Raw genomic sequence first — 19,328 nt, forward strand, 5'->3', positions numbered from 1 at the left:
CAGGCTCACGACAGCCGCAGGACGTGGCGGGCCGCCGAGCCGCTGCGCGCCAGCGCTCGTCCGCGGGACCGGCCGCCACTTGTGCTGGTCGCCGCACCCGAGCGCTCTCCTCGTCACACGACACGACCCCCGCCCTCCGGTGAGGAGGACGGGGGTCGTGGATGTCGTTCGTGTCAGGTCACGCAGACCTGCTCACGGAGGACGGGTCGATCAGAGCTCGTCACCGATGCGGTGGACGAGGATCGAGTTGGTCGTGCCCGCGACGCCGACGGGTGCACCGGCGACGACGACGACGAGGTCGCCCGTCTCGGCGAGACCGTTGGCCTGGAGGGTCGTGTCGACCTGGCGGACCATCGCGTCCGTGCTGTCGACCGAGGGGACCTCGTAGGACTGCGTGCCCCAGGTGAGGGACAGGACGTTGCGGACTGCTGCGTCAGGCGTGAAGGCCAGGAGCGGCAGGGCCGAACGGAGGCGCGACATGCGGCGCGCCGAGTCGCCCGACTGGGTGAAGGTCACGAGGTACTTGACGCCGAGGATCTCACCGATCTCCGCAGCGGCACGGGTGATCGCGCCACCGCGGGTGTGCGGGGTCGACCCGAGGGGGGCGATCCGCTCGCGGCCGAGCTCTTCGGTGCTCTCGATGATGCGGGCCATGACGCGCACGGCCTCGATCGGGTAGTCACCGACGCTGGTCTCACCGGAGAGCATGACGGCGTCTGCACCGTCGAGGACGGCGTTGGCGCAGTCCGAGGCCTCGGCGCGGGTCGGGCGCGGGGCCGAGATCATCGACTCGAGCACCTGGGTCGCGACGATGACGGGCTTGGCGGCACGACGAGCGAGCTCGACGGCGCGCTTCTGGACGAGCGGGACCTGCTCGAGCGGGAGCTCGACGCCGAGGTCGCCACGGGCGACCATGATGCCGTCGAAGGCGTCCACGATCTCGGCGAGGTTCTCGACAGCCTGCGGCTTCTCGACCTTGGCGATGACGGGGAGGACGCGGCCCTCTTCCTCCATGATGCGGCGGACGTCGTCGTAGTCGGCGGCGTTGCGCACGAAGGAGAGCGCGATGATGTCGGCGCCGAGCTTGAGGGCCCAGCGGAGGTCGGCCTCGTCCTTGTCGGACATGGCGGGGACCGAGACGGCGACACCGGGGAGGTTGATGCCCTTGTTGTTGGAGACAGGCCCGGAGACCTCGACGCGGGTCACGACGCGCGGACCCTCGACGGCGGTCACGCGGACGAGGACGCGGCCGTCGTCGATGAGGAGGGGGTCACCGACGCGTGCGTCGTCCGTCAGACCCTTGTGGGTCGTGGAGACGAGCTCCTTGGTGCCCACGACGTCTTCGGTCGTGATGGTGAAGGTGTCACCGACGTTGAGCCAGTGCTTCTCGTCACCGGCGAACCGGCCGAGGCGGATCTTCGGTCCCTGGAGGTCGACCAGCACGGCGACCGAGCGGCCAGAGGCCTCGGCTGCGGCGCGCACGTTGCGGTAGACCGCCTCGTGCTCTTCAGGGTCACCGTGGCTACGGTTGATCCGTGCGACGTCCATACCGGCGTCGACGAGGTTCTGGATCTGCTCGGGGGAGGCCGTGACGGGCCCGATGGTACATACGATCTTCGCTCTGCGCATGGCTCCAGCCTAGTTGATTGTTGAGGTGCTGCTCACGGGACAAAGGTCTTGCCCGGCCCGCAGATCAGGTGCTGCGAGCCGGTCGGTCACGGGCGGAGCGCGACTGTCGTCGCACGCACCGGGGCCGGGAGCTCTGTCGTGCCTTGCAGGTATGCGTCTACCGTAGCCGCAGTCGCCCGACCTTCGGCGATGGCCCACACGATCAGCGACTGACCGCGCCCGGCGTCTCCTGTGACGAAGACCCCCGGGAGAGCCGAGGAGAAGTCGTCGTTGCGGGCCACGAGGCCGCGGGAGGTGAGGCCCGCCCCGGTCTGCTGGACGAGCAGGCTGGTCTCGGGTCCTGTGAAGCCCATCGCGACGAGCACGAGGTCCGCGGGGATGACCCGCTCCGTGCCGGCCTGCGGCACGCGCCGGCCGTCGGGCAGGTACTCGGTCGTGGCGACCTTGAGCCCGGTCACGTGGCCGTGCTCGTCGCCGATCAGCTCGACGGTCGAGGCGAGGTAGTCGCGCTCTCCACCCTCGGCGTGCGAGCTCGAGACCTCGAAGAGCAGCGGGTCGGTCGGCCACGGCTGGTTCTCGGGGCGCGACGTCGGCGGCTTTTTGCCGATCGCCAGCGTCGTCACCGAGGCAGCGCCCTGACGCAGCGACGTACCGATGCAGTCCGAGCCGGTGTCACCGCCTCCGATGACCACGACGTGCTTACCTGTCGCGAGGATCTGGTCCTCGACGGTCTCCCCCGCGACGACGGCGTTCGCCTGCGGCAGGAACTCCATGGCGTAGTGCACGCCCTCGAGGTCGTTGCCGGGGATCGGCAGCTCGCGCGGGACCGTGGCCCCTGTCGCGAGCACGACGGCGTCGAAGCGCGAGCGGAGCTCGTCCCAGGTGATGTCCACGCCGATCTCGACACCGGGCCTGAAGCGGGTGCCCTCGGCCTCCATCTGCGCCAGACGGCGGTCGATGTGGGTCTTCTCGAGCTTGAAGTCGGGGATGCCGTAGCGCAGCAGACCACCGATGGTGGCGTCGCGCTCGTACACCGCGACGGTGTGCCCGGCACGCGTGAGCTGCTGGGCTGCCGCGAGCCCGGCGGGGCCCGAGCCGACGACCGCGACGGTCTTGCCGGTGAGGCGCTGCGGGATCTGCGGCACGACGTAGCCGCGGGCGAAGGCCTCGTCGATGATCGAGACCTCGACGTTCTTGATGGTCACCGCAGGCTGGTTGATGCCGAGCACGCAGCTCGACTCGCACGGCGCGGGGCACACACGACCCGTGAACTCGGGGAAGTTGTTCGTGGCGTGCAGCCTGTCGATCGCGTCCTCCCACTGGTCCCGCCAGACGAGGTCGTTCCAGTCCGGGATGAGGTTCCCGAGCGGGCAGCCCTGGTGGCAGAAGGGGATGCCGCAGTCCATGCAGCGCCCGGCCTGCACCTTGACGATCGCCGAGTCCTCCGCGCGGTGCTCGTGCACCTCGCGCCAGTCCATCAGTCGCACCGACACCGGCCGGTAGGCCGGGAGCTCGCGCTCCCGGACCTTCAGGAATCCACGTGGGTCAGCCACGAGCCACCTCCAAGATCTCTTCCCAGGCACCGGGGACGCTCAGGTCGACGCTGTCGGCGTCAGCCTTCGCGAGGGCGGTGCGGATACGTGCGTACTCGGTCGGCAGCACCTTGGTGAAGCGCGCGAGCGAGGAGGGCAGGTCGGCGAGCAGTGCCTCGGCGACCCGCGAGCCGGTCTCCTCCGCATGGCGGCGGAGCAGACCTTCGACGAGGACCAGGTCGTCGTCGTCGAGACCGGAGAGCGTGAGCTCGCCTGTCGTCGCCGCGACGGTGTTGAGGGCTTCTTCGCGCAGGTCCAGGACGTAGGCGGTACCGCCCGACATCCCGGCGCCGAAGTTGCGCCCGGTGTTGCCCAGGACGAGCACGGTGCCACCGGTCATGTACTCGCAGCCGTGGTCGCCCACACCCTCGACGACCAGCGTGGCGCCCGAGTTGCGGACACCGAAGCGCTCGCCCACGAGGCCGCGCAGGAAGATCTCCCCGCCGGTGGCCCCGTAGCCGATGACGTTGCCGGCGATCACGTTGCTCGCGCCCGTCAGCACGGCCGAGCGGTCCGGGCGCACGACGATGCGTCCGCCCGAGAGGCCCTTGCCGACGTAGTCGTTCGCGTCTCCGAAGAGGCGCAGCGTGATGCCGCGCGGCAGGAAGGCGCCGAGAGACTGACCGGCGGACCCCGTGAGGGTCACGTCGATCGTGTCGTCGGGCAGCCCGTCGCCGCCGTAGCGCTTGGTCACCTCGTGGCCGAGCATGGTGCCGACAGTCCGGTTGACGTTGCGCACCGGGACGTCGATCGAGACCGGCGTGCCGTCTTCGAGGGCCGCAGCGGCCGAGGCGATGAGCTGGTTGTCCAGGGCCCGGGCGAGCCCGTGGTCCTGGGTCGTGGTGTTGCGCAGCGACGAGCCCTCGACGGGCTGGGGCACCGCGAGCACGGGCGCGAGGTCGAGACCCTGCGCCTTCCAGTGGTCGACGGCCTTGCGGGTGTCGAGCGCCTGGACCTGGCCGACGGCCTCTTCGAGGGTCCTGAAGCCGAGGGCCGCGAGGTGCTCGCGGACCTCCTCGGCGATGAACTCGAAGAAGTTCACGACGAACTCCGGGCTCCCCGTGAAGCGCTTGCGCAGCTCGGGGTTCTGCGTGGCGACACCGACGGGGCAGGTGTCGAGGTGGCAGACGCGCATCATGATGCACCCCGACACGACCATCGGAGCCGTCGCGAAGCCGAACTCCTCGGCGCCGAGCAGCGCGCCGATGATGACGTCGCGACCTGTCTTCATCTGGCCGTCGACCTGCACGACGATGCGGTCGCGAAGGTTGTTGAGCACGAGGGTCTGCTGGGTCTCGGCCAGGCCGATCTCCCACGGGGTCCCGGCGTGCTTGAGCGAGGTGAGCGGGCTCGCGCCCGTCCCGCCGTCGTGGCCGGAGATGAGGACCACGTCGGCGTGCGCCTTGGAGACACCCGTCGCCACGGTCCCGACACCGAACTCCGAGACCAGCTTCACGTGGATGCGGGCCGAGGGGTTGGCGTTCTTCGCGTCGTGGATCAGCTGCGCGAGGTCTTCGATCGAGTAGATGTCGTGGTGCGGCGGCGGCGAGATGAGCCCGACACCGGGTGTCGAGTGACGCGTCTTGGCGACCCACGGGTAGACCTTGTGACCGGGCAGCTGACCGCCCTCGCCGGGCTTGGCACCCTGGGCGAGCTTGATCTGGATGTCGTCGGCGAAGGTCAGGTACTCGGACGTCACACCGAAGCGGCCCGACGCGATCTGCTTGACCTTGCTGCGGCGCTCGGGGTCGTGGAGACGCTCGGAGTCTTCACCGCCCTCCCCCGTGTTGGAGCGAGCACCGAGACGGTTCATCGCGATCGCGAGGGTCTCGTGGGCCTCCTGCGAGATGGACCCGTAGGACATCGCACCGGTGTTGAAGCGCTTGACGATCTCCGAGACCGGCTCGACCTCGTCGAGGGGCACGGGGGTGCGGTCGCCCGAGAACTGGAGCAGGCCGCGCAGCGTCATGAGGCGCGCCGTCTGGTCGTCGACCCGCTGCGTGTACTCGCGGAACACGTCGAACTGACGGGTCCGCGTCGAGTGCTGCAGACGGAAGACCGTCTCGGGGTCGAAGAGGTGCTCTTCCCCGTCACGGCGCCACTGGTACTCGCCGCCGACAGCGAGGCGCTGGTGCGCCTGGAAGTTGCCCGACGACGGGTACGCCTCGGTGTGACGGGCCGCGACCTCGGCCGCGATGACGTCGAGGCCGATGCCGCCGAGGCGGCTCGTGGTCCCCGTGAAGTAGTCGCCGATGAGCTCGTGCGAGAGACCGAGGGCCTCGAAGACCTGAGCACCGCGGTAGGAGGACATCGTCGAGATGCCCATCTTGCTCATCACCTTGAGGACGCCCTTGCCGAGCGCCTTGATGAGGTTCTTCACGGCCTTGTCGGGCGTGACGTCGAGGTAGCCCGACTTCGCGAGGTCCTCGACCGTCTCCATCGCGAGGTACGGGTTGACCGCAGCCGCGCCGTAGCCGATGAGCAGCGCGGTGTGGTGCACCTCGCGGACGTCCCCGGCCTCGACGATGAGCGACACCTGGGTGCGGGTGTGCTTGCGCAGGAGGTGGTGGTGAACGGCGCTCACGAGCAGCAGCGACGGGATCGGGGCGTAGTCCTGGTAGGAGTCGCGGTCCGAGAGCACGATGAAGCTCGTGCCCTGGGCGACTGCCAGGTCGACCTCGTCGAAGATCTCCTCGAGCCTGTCGCGCAGGCCCTCGCCGCCGCCGTCGACACGGAACAGGCCACGGATGGTCGTCGCGTCGAAGGTGCCGCCGAGAGAGGGCGCCTTGTGGATGTTGATGATCTTCGCCAGGTCGTCGTTGTCGATGACCGGGAAGGAGAGCACGACCTTGCGGGCGTGCTCGGCAGTGTCGGAGAGCAGGTTCGGCTCAGGTCCGATCGCCCCGCCGATCGACGTGACCAGCTCTTCGCGGATGGCGTCGAGCGGCGGGTTCGTCACCTGGGCGAACATCTGCGTGAAGTAGTCGAAGAGCAGACGCGGGCGCGAGGAGAGCACGGCGATCGGCGTGTCCGTGCCCATGGCGCCGAGGGGCTCGGCGGCCGTGTTGGCCATCGGGGTGAGGAGGATCTTGACCTCTTCCTCGGTGTACCCGAAGGCGCGCTGGCGACGCTGGACCGAGGCCGGGCTGTGCACCACGTGCTCGCGGTCGGGCAGCGCGTCGAGGAACACAGAGTTCTCCTCGACCCACTGCTTGTACGGGCGCTGTGCGGCGAGCTGGGACTTGATCTCGTCGTCGGGGACGATCCGGCCGGCGGCGGTGTCCACGAGGAACATGCGGCCGGGCTCGAGACGACCCTTCTGCACGACAGTCGCGGGGTCGATGTCGAGGACGCCGGCCTCGCTCGCGAGGACGACGAGGCCGTCTTCGGTCACCCAGAAGCGACCCGGGCGCAGACCGTTGCGGTCCAGGACCGCCCCGATCAGCGTGCCGTCGGTGAAGTTGAGGCAGGCCGGGCCGTCCCACGCCTCGATGAGGTTGGCGTGGAACTCGTAGAACGCGCGGCGCTCGGGCGACATCTCGGCGTGGTTCTCCCACGCCTCGGGCACCATCATGAGCACGGCGTGCGGCAGCGAGCGTCCGCCGAGGTGCAGCAGCTCGAGGACCTCGTCGAAGGACGCCGAGTCGCTCGCGCCGTCGGAGCACACCGGCAGCAGCGGGGCGAGGTCGCCGAGGTGCTCGCTCGCGAGCTTGCCCTGGCGTGCGGCCATCCAGTTGCGGTTGCCGCGGACGGTGTTGATCTCACCGTTGTGCGCGATCATCCGGAACGGCTGCGCGAGCGGCCAGGACGGGAAGGTGTTGGTCGAGAACCGCGAGTGCACGAGCGCGAGCTCGGAGGCGTAGCGCGGGTCCGACAGGTCGGGGAAGAACGGCTCGAGCTGAGCCGTCGTGAGCATCCCCTTGTAGGTGAGGGTGCGGGCGGAGAGCGAGGCGAAGAAGAGCCCGAGCTCGTTCTCCGAGCGCTTGCGCAGCCTGTAGGTGCGGCGGTCGAGCTCGATGCCGGACAGCTTCCGCTCGGGGTCGGCGACCACGAGCTGACGGAAGGTGGGCATCGAGGCCCGGGCGCTCGGGCCGACGAGGTCGGCCGTCACGGGGACGTCGCGCCAGGCGAGCACCTCGAGGCGCTCCTGGGCTGCGATGAGCTCGACGGCCCCAACCACCTCGGCCGCCTCGGCGGCGTCCTGCGGGAGGAAGGCCATGCCGATCGCGTAGCTGCCGACAGGGGGCAGGTCGACGGCGACGACGTCACGGATGAAGGCGTCAGGGATCTGGGTGAGGATCCCTGCGCCGTCTCCGCTGTTCTCCTCGGCGCCGACGGCGCCGCGGTGGTCGAGGTTGAGCAGTGCGGTCAGACCGGCGTCGACGATGTCGCGGCCGGGGGTACCACGCAGCGTCGCGACGAAGGCGACACCGCACGCGTCGTGCTCGGCCCGGGGGTCGTACAGGCCTTGGGCGGCGGGCGCCGCGGACATCGCGGAGCTGGTTGCGCTGTGCAGCGGCGTGGTCATCGACACCGTCCTCACGGGGAGCCTGCTTGACGCAGACTTGACTTGACTTGGGGGGTTGCGGGACGTCGTCGGCCCAAACATTACGACACTACGTCGCTCGTGTTTCGACGACGTTACCAACCGTTGTGACCTGGGTCACAACTTGGGCTGGTCTTGACCTTCTTCGACGGTGTCCGTCGGGTCGTCGTGACCGGTGGGGTGGTCGGTCACGACGGCTTCGTCTCCTGCTGCGCTCGCGTCGGCTCCGACCGGCGCGGGGACCTGACGGTCCCCGTCCACGAAGACCGAGTCTTCGCGTCCGGCGTGCCGGCGTCCCTGCACCACGAAGGCCGCGACACCGGCCAGACCCACGAGGATCGAGGTCCAGACGTTGAGGCGGAGGCCGAAGACCTGCTCTGCGGGGTCGATCCGCAGCAGCTCGATCCAGAGTCGGCCGACCGTGTAGAAGACGACGTACAACCAGAATACGCGTCCGTGACCGAGCCTGAACCGCCTGTCCAGGAACACGAGCAGCGCTGCGGCGGCGAGGTTCCACAGCAGCTCGTAGAGGAAGGTGGGGTGGAAGAGCGTGCCGACCTCGTAGCCTGCGGGGAGACGGTCCGGGCTGATCTCGAGGCCCCAGGGCAGGGTCGTCGGACCGCCGAAGAGCTCCTGGTTGAACCAGTTGCCCAGCCGGCCGATCGCCTGCGCGACGAGCAGGCCCGGGGCGACGGCGTCCGCGAAGGAGCTGAACCGCACCCCCGTGCGGCGGCACCCGATGTACGCGCCGACGGCACCGAAGGCGATCGCGCCCCAGATGCCGAGGCCGCCCTCCCAGATCGCAAAGGCCTTGAGCGGGTCACCGCCCTCGCCGAAGTATGCGTCGGGCGAGCTGATGACGTGGTAGATCCGTCCACCGATGATCCCGAAGGGGACGGCCCAGTAGACGATCGTGTACATGTCGTCGATCGAGCCGCCGCGGGCCTCCCAGCGCTTCCCGGTCATCCAGGCGGCGACGAAGATGCCGGCGAGGATCGCGAAGGCGTAGGCGCGCAGCGGGAGCGGACCGAGGTGCCAGACCCCGGTGCTCGGGCTGGGGATCGAGGCGAGCACGACCCCCTGGGCGAGGACGCCGGTCATGACGCGGCCGCACCAGAGCGGGCCGAGCGCACACCGGCGGCGAGACCGGAGACGACCGACTGCATGCTCGCCACCCTGTCGGCGAAGGGGGTGTCACCGAGCAGAGGCTTGACGAAGGCGGAGCCGACGATGACGCCGTCCGCGTAGCGGCCGACCTCGGCGGCCTGCTCGGGGCGAGACACCCCGAGGCCGACGCAGACGCGGGACGCTCCTGCGGCGCGGGTGGCGGCGACGAGCTCTTCAGCGCGGGTCCCCACGGTCGCCCGCTCCCCCGTGACACCCATGGTCGAGGCTGCGTAGACGAAGCCTCGCGAGGCCTTGGCGGTCATCTCGAGTCGCTCCGGGGTCGAGCTCGGGGCGACGAGGAAGACCTTGTCGAGGTCGCGGGAGTCCGCGGCCTCGATCCACTCCGAGCCCTCGTCGGGGATGAGGTCCGGGGTGATCAGACCGCTGCCACCGGCTGCCGCGAGGTCGCGCGCGAAGGCGTCGACGCCGTAGCGCAGGACAGGGTTGAAGTACGTCATGACCAGCACGGGCGCACCCAGGTCGGCGATGGCCTCGACGACCCTGAAGACGTCGCGCACGCGGGCGCCCGAGCTCAGCGCCTGGTCGACGGCCTGCTGGATGATCGCCCCGTCCATCACGGGGTCGCTGTACGGGATGCCGAGCTCGACGATGTCGGCCCCGGCCTCGACGAGGGCGCGGGCGGCCTCGATCGACTGGTCGACCGTCGGGAAGCCGACAGGCAGGTAGCCGACGAGGGCTGCCCTCCCCTGGGCCTTGAGCTCGTCGATACGACGTTCGGTGGCGCTCACGCGTCTGCTCCTTCTGCGCCGAGGTCGGCGTCCGCGTCGACCAGCTCGAACCAGCGTGCCGCTGTCGCGACGTCCTTGTCCCCGCGCCCGGAGAGGTTCACGAGGATGACCTCGTCCGTGCGGCCTGCGGCCGCAGCCTCCTTGCCGAGGCGGATCGCGCCGGCGAGGGCGTGGGCCGACTCGATGGCCGGGATGATGCCCTCGGTGCGGCACAGCAGACGCAGCGCCTCCATCGCGTCGGTGTCGGTGACGGGCTGGTACTCGGCCCGGCCGATGCTCGACAGGAAGGAGTGCTGCGGGCCGACGCCCGGGTAGTCGAGGCCCGCCGAGATCGAGTGGCTGTCCTTCGTCTGGCCGTCCTCGTCCTGCAGCAGGTAGGAGCGCGCACCGTGGAGCACACCCGTCGCGCCGCCGGTGATGCTCGAGGCGTGGCGACCTGTCTCGACGCCGTCGCCGCCGGCCTCGAGGCCGACCAGACGCACGGACTCGTCGTCCAGGAAGGCGTCGAAGATGCCGATCGCGTTGGACCCGCCGCCGACGCACGCGGCCACGACGTCAGGGAGGCGACCGACGAGGTCGAGGACCTGCTGGCGCGCCTCGACGCCGATGATCCGCTGGAAGTCGCGGACCATGGCCGGGAACGGGTGGGGGCCCGCGGCCGTGCCGAAGACGTAGTTGGTCGTGTCGACGTTGGTGACCCAGTCGCGCATGGCCTCGTTGATCGCGTCCTTGAGGGTGCGCGAGCCTGTGGTCACCGGGATGACCTCGGCGCCGAGCAGGCGCATCCGGGCGACGTTGAGCGCCTGGCGCTGGGTGTCTTCTTCGCCCATGTAGACGACGCACTCGAGGTCGAACAGTGCCGCGGCGGTCGCAGTGGCCACGCCGTGCTGACCGGCGCCGGTCTCGGCGATGACGCGCTTCTTGCCGATGCGCTTGGTGAGCAGCGCCTGGCCGAGCACGTTGTTGATCTTGTGCGAGCCCGTGTGGTTGAGGTCTTCACGCTTGAGGATGACCCGGGCACCACCGGCGTGCTCCGCGAAGCGCGGGACCTCGGTGATGATGCTCGGGCGGCCGCTGTAGGAGCGGTGCAGCTCGGCGAGCTGGGACTGGAAGACGGGGTCGGCGACGGCGGCCTGGTAGGCGACGTCGAGCTCGTCGAGGGCGGCGACGAGCGCCTCGGGGACGTAGCGGCCGCCGAACTCACCGAAGTACGGGCCTTGAAGGTTCTGCAGGGACTCGGGCACGAGATGGCCTCCTGAGGGATGCTGAGCGCCCCGGCGCCACGGCGAGCAGGGCTCGTCGCCACGCACGGGGCGGATGTCGGTGAGAGGGGTCCTTCGCCCGCGCAGAGGCGCGGGCGGGACCGGAGCAGGGTCTAGTGGCGGACTGCGCGCAGCGAGGGGTGGGAGCCTGCGGCGACGAGGTCGGCGACCGAGGAGCGCGGCGACTCCCCCGTGACGAGGGCCTCGCCGACGAGCACAGCGTGCGCACCCGAGCGGGCGTAGTCCATGACGTCGTGGGGTCCGCGGACACCCGACTCGGCGATGCGGACGACACCCTCGGGGATCGCGGGTGCGAGCCTGGCGAAGGTCGTGCGGTCGACCTCGAGGGTCTTGAGGTTGCGGGCGTTGACGCCGACGAGGCGTGCGCCGGCGTCGACCGCGCGGGTCACCTCGTCGACGGTGTGGACCTCGACGAGCGCCGTCATGCCGAGCGAGTGCACGCGGTCGAGGAGCGACTCGAGGACAGTCTGCTCGAGGGCCGCGACGATGAGCAGGACGAGGTCGGCGCCGTAGGCCCGTGCCTCCCACACCTGGTAGGGCGTGACCACGAAGTCCTTGCGCAGCACGGGGATGTCGACGGCTGCGCGGACAGCACGCAGGTCGGCCAGGCTGCCCTTGAACCGCCGTTCCTCCGTGAGGACGGAGATGACCGAGGCGCCGCCCTTCTCGTACTCGCGGGCCAGCGCCGCAGGGTCGTCGATCGAGGCCAGCGAGCCCTTGCTCGGGCTCGAGCGCTTGACCTCGGCGATGACCGCGACAGCGTCCTCACCGCTCAGGCGGCTGACGCACTCGAGGGCGTTCGTCTGGCGCTGGGCCTTCTCCTTGAGCACAGCGAGCGGGGTGGCCGCCTCGCGCACGGCAAGGTCTTCACGCACCCCGGCGATGATGTCGTCGAGCACCGTCATGACGTCTCTTCTCCCCAGCAGCATGGACCCGCACCGAGCAGGGACACCTCTGGCGCGGGTCGTCCGCGCCGTCGAGGCACCTGCACAGCCATCGTAGAGCCGCCGTGCGGGTCCACCGACCGGCGTCACGCATGTGAGACGGGTGACCGTCCCGAAGGGTCAGGAGCGCGAGGCGCCGCGACCTGCAGCAGCCGGCTGTCCGTGCCCGGCGACCGAGAGGAGCTTGCCGCCCACGAGACCGGCGACGACGATGACCGCCCCGACGATCACGAGCCAAACGAGCGCGAAGCACATCGCGACCCCGGCGACCGCGGCGCCGAGCACCACGACGATCGTGGTGAACCACGCCGCGGTGGTGTGACCGTGGTTGGTCGGGGGCGCGGACGGCGGGAGGTAGGTGTCGTCACGCTTCACTGAGCTGTCAGCCATGGAACTGCCTTTCACGAAAATGTGGTCCCAGCCTAACCACTGCTGGTGCTCGAGGTGGCCACGGAGCGTCTGTCGGCCGTGTCTGGCACGTCCTGGGAGCGTCTGCGCGGGTCGGAGGGAGAGCTGTGAGGTCAGGTGGGGTCGTCGCCCTGGGTGAGCGAGTCCCAGGTGTCGCGCTCGTCGAGGTCCGGGGTCGTGGAGGCCCCAGGAGACGTCGTCTGGTCCTCTGCGCGGGATCCCGTGACACTGGTGGCGGCCGGGGTCGTCGCGGCGGCTGCGGCACCTGAGGCACCACCGGGTGCGACCTGGGCGCTCTTCTCCCCCAGTCGGGCAGCCTGCTGACCGCTGCCGTGCGGAGCCGACGGTGCGTCGTAGCGACGGGACCGCTTGCCCCAGTCGACCGGGGCGAAGGCCGCCCAGGCTGCGACGACCACCACGACAGCGCCGAGGACGACGGTGACGTAGGGGGCGACCGAGATGTCGACCGCCGCGCCCGACCTGGCCACGCCTGTCGCCTCAGCGACCCCGGAGCGGGCCGCCGCGTCCGGGGACAGGACGAAGGACAGCGCCGAGCCGCCGATGACCGCGCCACCGAGAGCCACGACGAGCAGCGAGACCCACCGGGCCGCGCGGCCGACGAGCCCGAGGGACAGAGCCGCCGCGACGACCACGAGGGCCGCGGCGCTCACCCCCGGTGCGGCCGTGGTCCCGGAGACGGTGACGTCGACTGAGGCATCGAGCGCAGTCGATGCTGTGGTCGAGAGCCACGTCGGGACGGCGCTCAGCAGGCTGAACCCGCCGAGCAGCAGGAGCGTCATCACGACGGTCCGTCGCGGGGTCGTCCGGCGTGCGGCAGGGCTGTCAGGGCTGGCAGAGCCGCTCTGACCGCGCTGGCCGGTCACGGGCGGGCTCGCAGACGGCTCGCGACCTGGACCGCGCGGACGGCGGCTGCGGCCTTGTTCCGCGACTCTTCGTACTCGAGCGCGGGGTCGGAGTCGGCGACGATGCCACCGCCCGCCTGGACGCTCGCCCGTCCGTCGCGGATGAGCGCCGTGCGGATCGCGATGGCCATGTCCATGGTCCCGTCGAAGCCGAAGTACCCGACGGTGCCACCGTAGATGCCGCGGCCTGCAGGCTCGATCTCGTCGATGAGCGCGATCGCGCGCGTCTTGGGCGCCCCGGAGAGCGTGCCCGCCGGGAAGGTCGCCGTGAGGACGCCGAGCGCCGTCGCCTCGGGGCGCAGGGCACCGACCACCGTCGAGCTCATGTGCATGATGTGGCTGAAGCGCTTGATAGCCATGAACTCGACGACCTCGACGCTCGTGGGGTCGCAGACCTTGGCCAGGTCGTTGCGGGAGAGGTCGACGAGCATGATGTGCTCGGCGCACTCCTTCGGGTCGACCAGCAGCTCTTCGGCCAGGCGGGTGTCCTCCTCGGGGGTCGCGCCGCGGGGACGCGAGCCGGCGATCGGGAAGGTGACGACCCGACGGTCGGCGACCTTGGCGAGGGTCTCCGGGCTCGAGCCGACCACGGCGAAGTCTTGGCCGTCAGCGTCCGTGAGCTGGAAGTAGTACATGTACGGGCTCGGGTTGATCGTGCGCAGCACCCTGTAGACGTCGAGAGGGTCCGCCGTGCACTTGAGGTCGAGGCGCTGCGAGAGCACCACCTGGAAGACCTCGCCGTCGCGGATGGCCTCTTTGCCAGCCAGGACCGACTCCTCGAAGGTCGAGCGCTCGGTCCTGAAGGCCAGCTCCGGCTCGGGCTCGTCGACGAGCACCCGGCGGACCGCGGCGGCGTCGGCGGGCGACGGGGGCGCCACGAGGCTGGCCTCCATCGCGTCGAGACGTGCGACGGCGTCGGCGTGGGCCTCGTCGACGCGCTCGTCGCTCGCGTCGAAGTTGATGGCGTTGGCGATGAGCCAGACCGAGCCGTCCACGTGGTCGACGACAGCGAGGTCGCTGGCCAGGCAGAGCGTCATCTCGGGGACACCGAGCTCGTCAGGGGCCGTCTTGGGCAGCGTGGGCTCCCAGCGGCGCACGACGTCCCACCCGAGGGCACCGACAAGACCACCCGTGAGAGGCGGCAGCCCGTCGATCGCCTCGGTGTGCAGGACGCGCAGCGTCGCGTCGAGGACCTCGAGAGGCTCGCCGTCCGTCGGGATGCCGGCGGGCACGTCACCGCGCCACACGGCGCGGTCGTCCGCGACCGTCAGCGTGGCGCGCGAGGTCACCCCGACGAAGGAGTAGCGCGACCATCCACCACCGATCTCGGCGGACTCCATGATGAAGGTCCCCGGGCGCCCCTGGGCCAGCCGGCGGTACAGCGCGACGGGGGTGAGGTCGTCGGCGAGCAGCCTGCGGACGACGGGCACCACGCGGCGGTCGGCGGCGAGCTCGCGGAACTCCGGGAGCTCCGGCCACGTCTGGCCCCACGGCAGCGACCCGACGGTACGGGGGGTGCTCACGGGGTGCGGTGACGTGGTCATGCCGAGGTCTCCTTGCTGTCGGGACGTCCTGGGGCTGTCTGCTCTGCTGCGGCAGGTGTCGAGAGGTCGGTGGTGCGGTCGGCCGGTTGGTCGGTCGAAAGTCCGGCGTGGTGGTCGGTCGAGCGGTCGGCGGCCGTGGGCTCGGCCGCGCTGGCGACCACAGCTCCGAGGTCGCCGCCGCTGATGAAGCAGGTGCGCTCCCCCGTGTGGCAGGCTGCGCCGACCTGGTCGACCTCGACCAGCAGGGCGTCGCCGTCGCAGTCGATCGAGACCGAGCGGACCCACTGGACGTGGCCGGAGGTGTCGCCCTTGCGCCAGTACTCCTGCCGGGACCGCGAGTAGAAGGTCACGCGTCCTTCGGTCAGCGTGCGGGACAGCGCCTCGTCGTCCATCCAGCCGAGCATGAGCACCTCACGGGTGTCGTGCTGCTGCACGATCGCGGCGACGAGGCCGGCCGGGTCGCGCTTGAGGCGGGCGGCGATCTCCGGGTCGAGGGTGCTGGTGGGGACGGGGGCTGAAGACTGGGCAGGCACCGCAGCATCTTCCCATGCTGCGGTGCCGCGCCGCGCCTCGGGTGCGTCTCGCGGACACACCGGGGCCCCGTCCCGAGCCCCTGCACGTCACGACAGGCCAGGGCCCGCCAGCCGCCCTCGCGGCGCTGGGCAGCCTGTCCGATGGGCTGCCTGTCAGCGGACCTGGGAGACCCAGGCCTCGTGCATGCGGGCGTAGTGCCCGTCGACCTCGACGAGCTCGGCGTGCGGGCCGACCTGCGCGATCCGTCCCGCGTCGACCACGACCACCAGGTCGGCCGCCTCGGCCGTCGAGAGCCTGTGCGCGATCGTGATCGTGCTCCGGCCGTGGGTCAGCGAGTCGAGGGCCCGCGCGATGCGGACCTCGGTCGCGGGGTCGACCGCGCTGGTGGCCTCGTCGAGCACGAGCAGGTCGGCCTGGGCGAGGTAGGCGCGGGCGATCGCGACGAGCTGCCGCTCCCCCGCCGACAACGACTCTCCACGCTGCCCGACCGAGGTGTCGAGACCGTCGGGCAGGTCTGCGACCCAGTCGGCCAGACCGAGCTCGGACACCGCCCGCTCGAGGTCCGCGGCCAGGCGCGGGTCCCTGTCACGACCAGACGACCGGCCGGGCTGCAGGTGGTCGTGCGAGAAGGGCGCGTCAGGGTCGTCGAGCTCGGGCCTGTGGCCGTAGGCGATGTTGTCCGCGAGGGTCCCGTCGAAGAGGAAGCCCTCCTGCGGGACCATGACGATGCGCTGGCGCAGGCTCGCCGCCCGGATGGTCCGGACGTCGGTGCCGTCGAGCAGCACCGTGCCCTCGGTCGGGTCCATGAGACGGGTGGCGAGCTTGGCGATCGTCGTCTTGCCAGAACCCGTCGCACCCACCACGGCGACCTTGGTGCGCGGGGGCAGCGCGAGGTCGACGCCGTGCAGGACCGGGGCCCCGCCCGGGTAGGCGAAGCTCACGCCGCGGAACTCGACGGCCGCAGCCCCACGAGGGCTGTGCACCCCGTCGTCGCCCGGGTCGGCGACCATCACCGGGGTCTCCAGGACGGCGAGCACACGGCGCCAGCCGGCGACGGCGTTCTGCAGCTCGTTGAGGATCTCCGTGGCCATCTGGACGGGCCCCGTGAACAGCTGGACGAGGAAGAGGAAGGCGAGGAGCTGACCCACGCTCAGACCGCCCCCCACGCCCAGGTACGTCCCGGCCACCACGACGGCGCTCAGCACGAGGTTGGCCACCATGACACCGCTCGAGAAGACGATCGAGACGAGCTTCTGCGCGCGGATCGCCGCGTGGCGGTGGTCGTCGATCGAGGCGTCGATGCGACGCTCGGTCCGGCGGCCGACGCCGTAGGCGCGGATGGTCTCGGCACCGACCACGGCCTCGGAGATCGCACCGAGCATCGCGCCGACCTTGGCGCGGACAGCCGTGTAGGCCTGGTTGACCTTCTTCTGCGCCGGGCGCAGCACGAAGAAGAGCGGCACGAAGCAGACCCACACGACGATGGTCAGCTGCCACGAGTACCAGAGCATGAGGCCCGTGGCCGCGAGGATCTGGAGCATCGAGACGAGCAGCATGATGCCGCCCCACTGCACGAACAGCGAGATGGTGTCGACGTCCGAGGTCACGCGAGACACGAGGGACCCGCGTCGCTCGGTGTTCTGGGACAGGACAGAGAGGTCGTGCACGTGCCTGAAGGCCTTGACCCGCAAGGACGCGAGACCTGTCTCGGTGCTGGTGAAGAGCCGCACGTTGACGAGCGCGGAGCAGGTCCCCGCGATCACGAGGACCACCGCCGCGGCGCTGACGAGCCAGACGACCCGGGTCATGTCGACCCCGCCCGGCGCGAGGATGCCGGTGTCGACGGTCTGCTGGACGGCGAGCGGGACGACGATGCGTCCTGCCGCGGCGAAGACGGCGAGGATGAAGGTCAGCGTCGCGCCGTGGAGGATCTCGGGCGAGACCTGGACCCCGCGGCGCAGGGTCGCGAAGACCCCGAGCTCGCTGGCCGAGGCGATCGAGCTGTGGCTGTCGGAGTCGGGAGCACCGGAGACCGGCGTCGTGGAACCCTGCTCCTCCGCACTCTTCCGCGTCACCCTCTTCAGCCTCGAGCTCTTGCCCTTCGAGCCGGCGCCCGTCGTGCTGTCGGCGCTCACGCCTCGTCCTCTCGTCGGGTCGCCTCGCGCTGGTACGCGAGTGCGAGGTCTTGGAATCCTTCGTCTCGGGTCAGGAGCTCGGCCGCGGTACCGACGTCGACGACGCGACCAGACTCGAGGTGGGCCACCCTGTCGGCGAGCGAGACGCTCGACATGCGGTAGGCGACCATGACCACGGTCGTCCCTGCGCCGGCCCGCAGACCGGCGAGGATGGCCTGCTCGACCTCGGGGTCGACGGCCGAGGTCGCGTCGTCGAGCACCAGCAGGCTCGGTCGGCGCACGAGCGCCCGCGCGATCGCGACGCGCTGGCGCTGACCGCCGGAGAGGTTCGCGCCCCGCTCGCCGAGCGGTGCGTCGAGGCCACCGGGCAGCGCGCGGACCACGTCGGCGACACGAGCCAGCTCGAGGGCCTGCCACACCTCGTCGTCGGTGTAGGACCCCTGGTCCCCCACGTCGGCGAGCGTGATGTTGCCGCGGATCGTGTCTTCGAAGATGAAGGTGGTCTGCGAGACGAAGGCGACGGCTCCGGTGACGGCCTCGGCCGTCAGCTCGCGGGCGTCGACGCCGTCGAGCAGGACGCGTCCGCTGCTGGGGTCGGAGAGCCGGCTGAGCAGCGAGACGAGGGTCGTCTTGCCCGAGCCCGTCGGTCCGACCACGGCGAGGGTCTCCCCAGGCTCGACCACGAGGTCGACGCCCTCGAGGATGGTGATCGGTCCGTTCGAGCCGGGGACCTGGACACCGACGCCGTCCATGCGGACCTGGAGTCCTGCCGGCGCGCCGTCCGGGCCGGCGGCCCGCGCAGGCCGGGTCCTGGTGCCGACCGAGAGTGCGCCCGGTGCGTCGAGCACCTGCGCGATGCGGTCGTGGCCGACGAGCCCGCGCGGCAGCTCACCGAGGACCCAGCCGAAGGCTCGGACCGGGACCGCCATCATCGTCAGCAGGTAGGCCGCCGAGACCACCTGGCCCGTGTCGACGTACCCGCCCGAGACCCGCGAGGTACCCACGAGGAGCACGAGGAGGGTGCCGACCGAGGGCAGGAACTCGATGATCGGGTCGAAGGACGCCCGGACCTTGCCGACCTTGATGTTCGCGGCCCGCAGCTCGCCGGCCTTCTCGGCGAAGCGTGCCTCTTCGCGGTCTTCGGTGCCCAGTGCCTTGACGAGCAGCGCTGCCTCGAAGCTCTCGTGGGCGACGTCGGCCACCTCGGCGCGCAGCTGCTGCGCGCGGGTGATCGCCGGTGACATGTACTTCTGGAAGACGAGGTTGACCAAGACCGCGAGAGGCAGCACGACCAGGGCTGCGGCGGCCAGCCAGACGTCGATGCTCAGCAGCGCGACGGCGGCGATGACGATCATCACGCAGACACCGAGGGCGAAGGGCAGCGGCGTGAAGACCCCTGTGGCCGCCTCGACGTCCGAGCTGACGTTCGACAAGAGCTGCCCCGTGGGGTGCGCCCGGTGCCAGGACATCGGCAGCTCGAGGTACCGGCGGGTGACCGCGCGCCTGTGGTGGGCCTGCAGGTTGGACAGCCCGATGCCCGCGTAGATGCGGCGGGCCGCGACGCTCAGCGCGAGGCCGAGGCCGACGGCGGCGAGCACGAGGCCACCGATCCAGGCTCGGCCGGCCGGGCTCGACCCGTCGAGGGCCGGGACGACGATCGTGTCGGTGACCCGTCCGAGGACCTGGCTGATCGCGACGGTGAGTCCGCCGAAGAGCGCCGAGGCCCCGATGGCCCAGAAGTAGACGACGGGTTCGGTGCGCAGACCGCGACCGATGAGGACGGCAGAACGGCGTGTGCGTGAACCCGTGAGGGCGTGCGAGGTCACGGAGAGGGTCCTTCCAGAGGGAGTGAACAATGTTCTCACAAGCCACCG

General features: G+C 70.7%; 12 protein-coding genes and 1 pseudogene. All 13 read right to left on the minus strand.

Annotated features, from left to right (window positions below):
• Positions 1 to 210 precede the first annotated feature (210 nt).
• The gene (pyk, locus tag HZZ10_RS05270; protein WP_056133515.1) at positions 211 to 1,629 is read right to left on the minus strand and encodes a pyruvate kinase; all 1,419 of its coding nucleotides are present in this window, start codon (positions 1,627 to 1,629) and stop codon (positions 211 to 213) included.
• Between the two features lie 86 nt (positions 1,630 to 1,715).
• A complete protein-coding gene (locus tag HZZ10_RS05275; RefSeq protein ID WP_179912703.1) occupies positions 1,716 to 3,182 on the minus strand; it encodes a glutamate synthase subunit beta in 1,467 nt (488 codons plus the stop codon).
• Positions 3,175 to 7,749 carry a glutamate synthase large subunit gene (gene gltB, locus HZZ10_RS05280; RefSeq protein ID WP_056133521.1) on the minus strand — a complete coding sequence of 1,525 codons (4,575 nt, stop codon included), beginning with the start codon at positions 7,747 to 7,749 and terminating at the stop codon, positions 3,175 to 3,177. The genes HZZ10_RS05275 and gltB overlap by 8 nt, the downstream gene beginning before the upstream one ends.
• A 135-nt stretch (positions 7,750 to 7,884) precedes the next feature.
• Positions 7,885 to 8,868, minus strand: a complete 984-nt coding sequence (gene lgt / locus HZZ10_RS05285; RefSeq protein ID WP_179912704.1) for a prolipoprotein diacylglyceryl transferase — start codon at positions 8,866 to 8,868, stop codon at positions 7,885 to 7,887.
• Positions 8,865 to 9,683, minus strand: a complete 819-nt coding sequence (trpA, locus tag HZZ10_RS05290) for a tryptophan synthase subunit alpha (RefSeq protein WP_056133525.1) — start codon at positions 9,681 to 9,683, stop codon at positions 8,865 to 8,867. Before trpA ends, lgt begins: the two co-directional genes overlap by 4 nt.
• Positions 9,680 to 10,927 (minus strand): tryptophan synthase subunit beta, encoded by a 1,248-nt coding sequence (gene trpB, locus HZZ10_RS05295; protein ID WP_056133528.1) that lies wholly within the window; start codon positions 10,925 to 10,927, stop codon positions 9,680 to 9,682. The genes trpA and trpB overlap by 4 nt, the downstream gene beginning before the upstream one ends.
• A 131-nt stretch (positions 10,928 to 11,058) precedes the next feature.
• On the minus strand, positions 11,059 to 11,871 hold the full coding sequence (trpC, locus tag HZZ10_RS05300; protein WP_056133533.1) for an indole-3-glycerol phosphate synthase TrpC: 813 nt from the start codon (positions 11,869 to 11,871) through the stop codon (positions 11,059 to 11,061).
• A gap of 159 nt (positions 11,872 to 12,030) precedes the next feature.
• The gene (locus HZZ10_RS05305; protein WP_056133536.1) at positions 12,031 to 12,300 is read right to left on the minus strand and encodes an HGxxPAAW family protein; all 270 of its coding nucleotides are present in this window, start codon (positions 12,298 to 12,300) and stop codon (positions 12,031 to 12,033) included.
• Positions 12,301 to 12,431: 131 nt separating this feature from the next.
• Positions 12,432 to 13,118, minus strand: coding sequence for a Trp biosynthesis-associated membrane protein (locus HZZ10_RS05310; RefSeq protein WP_179912705.1), 687 nt, complete (start codon positions 13,116 to 13,118; stop codon positions 12,432 to 12,434).
• Positions 13,119 to 13,198: 80 nt separating this feature from the next.
• On the minus strand, positions 13,199 to 14,785 hold the full coding sequence (locus tag HZZ10_RS05315) for an anthranilate synthase component I (RefSeq protein ID WP_179912706.1): 1,587 nt from the start codon (positions 14,783 to 14,785) through the stop codon (positions 13,199 to 13,201).
• 149 nt (positions 14,786 to 14,934) lie between these two features.
• Positions 14,935 to 15,318 (minus strand): annotated as a pseudogene (gene hisI / locus HZZ10_RS05320) (phosphoribosyl-AMP cyclohydrolase); the annotation flags it as partial.
• Between the two features lie 153 nt (positions 15,319 to 15,471).
• The gene (locus HZZ10_RS05325; protein ID WP_179912736.1) at positions 15,472 to 17,316 is read right to left on the minus strand and encodes an ABC transporter ATP-binding protein; all 1,845 of its coding nucleotides are present in this window, start codon (positions 17,314 to 17,316) and stop codon (positions 15,472 to 15,474) included.
• 134 nt (positions 17,317 to 17,450) lie between these two features.
• Positions 17,451 to 19,280 carry an ABC transporter ATP-binding protein gene (locus HZZ10_RS05330; protein WP_179912708.1) on the minus strand — a complete coding sequence of 610 codons (1,830 nt, stop codon included), beginning with the start codon at positions 19,278 to 19,280 and terminating at the stop codon, positions 17,451 to 17,453.
• Between the last annotated feature and the right edge of the window lie 48 nt (positions 19,281 to 19,328).

Origin of the sequence: Sanguibacter inulinus, from assembly GCF_013415325.1 — a bacterium.
Lineage (GTDB): Bacteria > Actinomycetota > Actinomycetes > Actinomycetales > Cellulomonadaceae > Sanguibacter > Sanguibacter inulinus.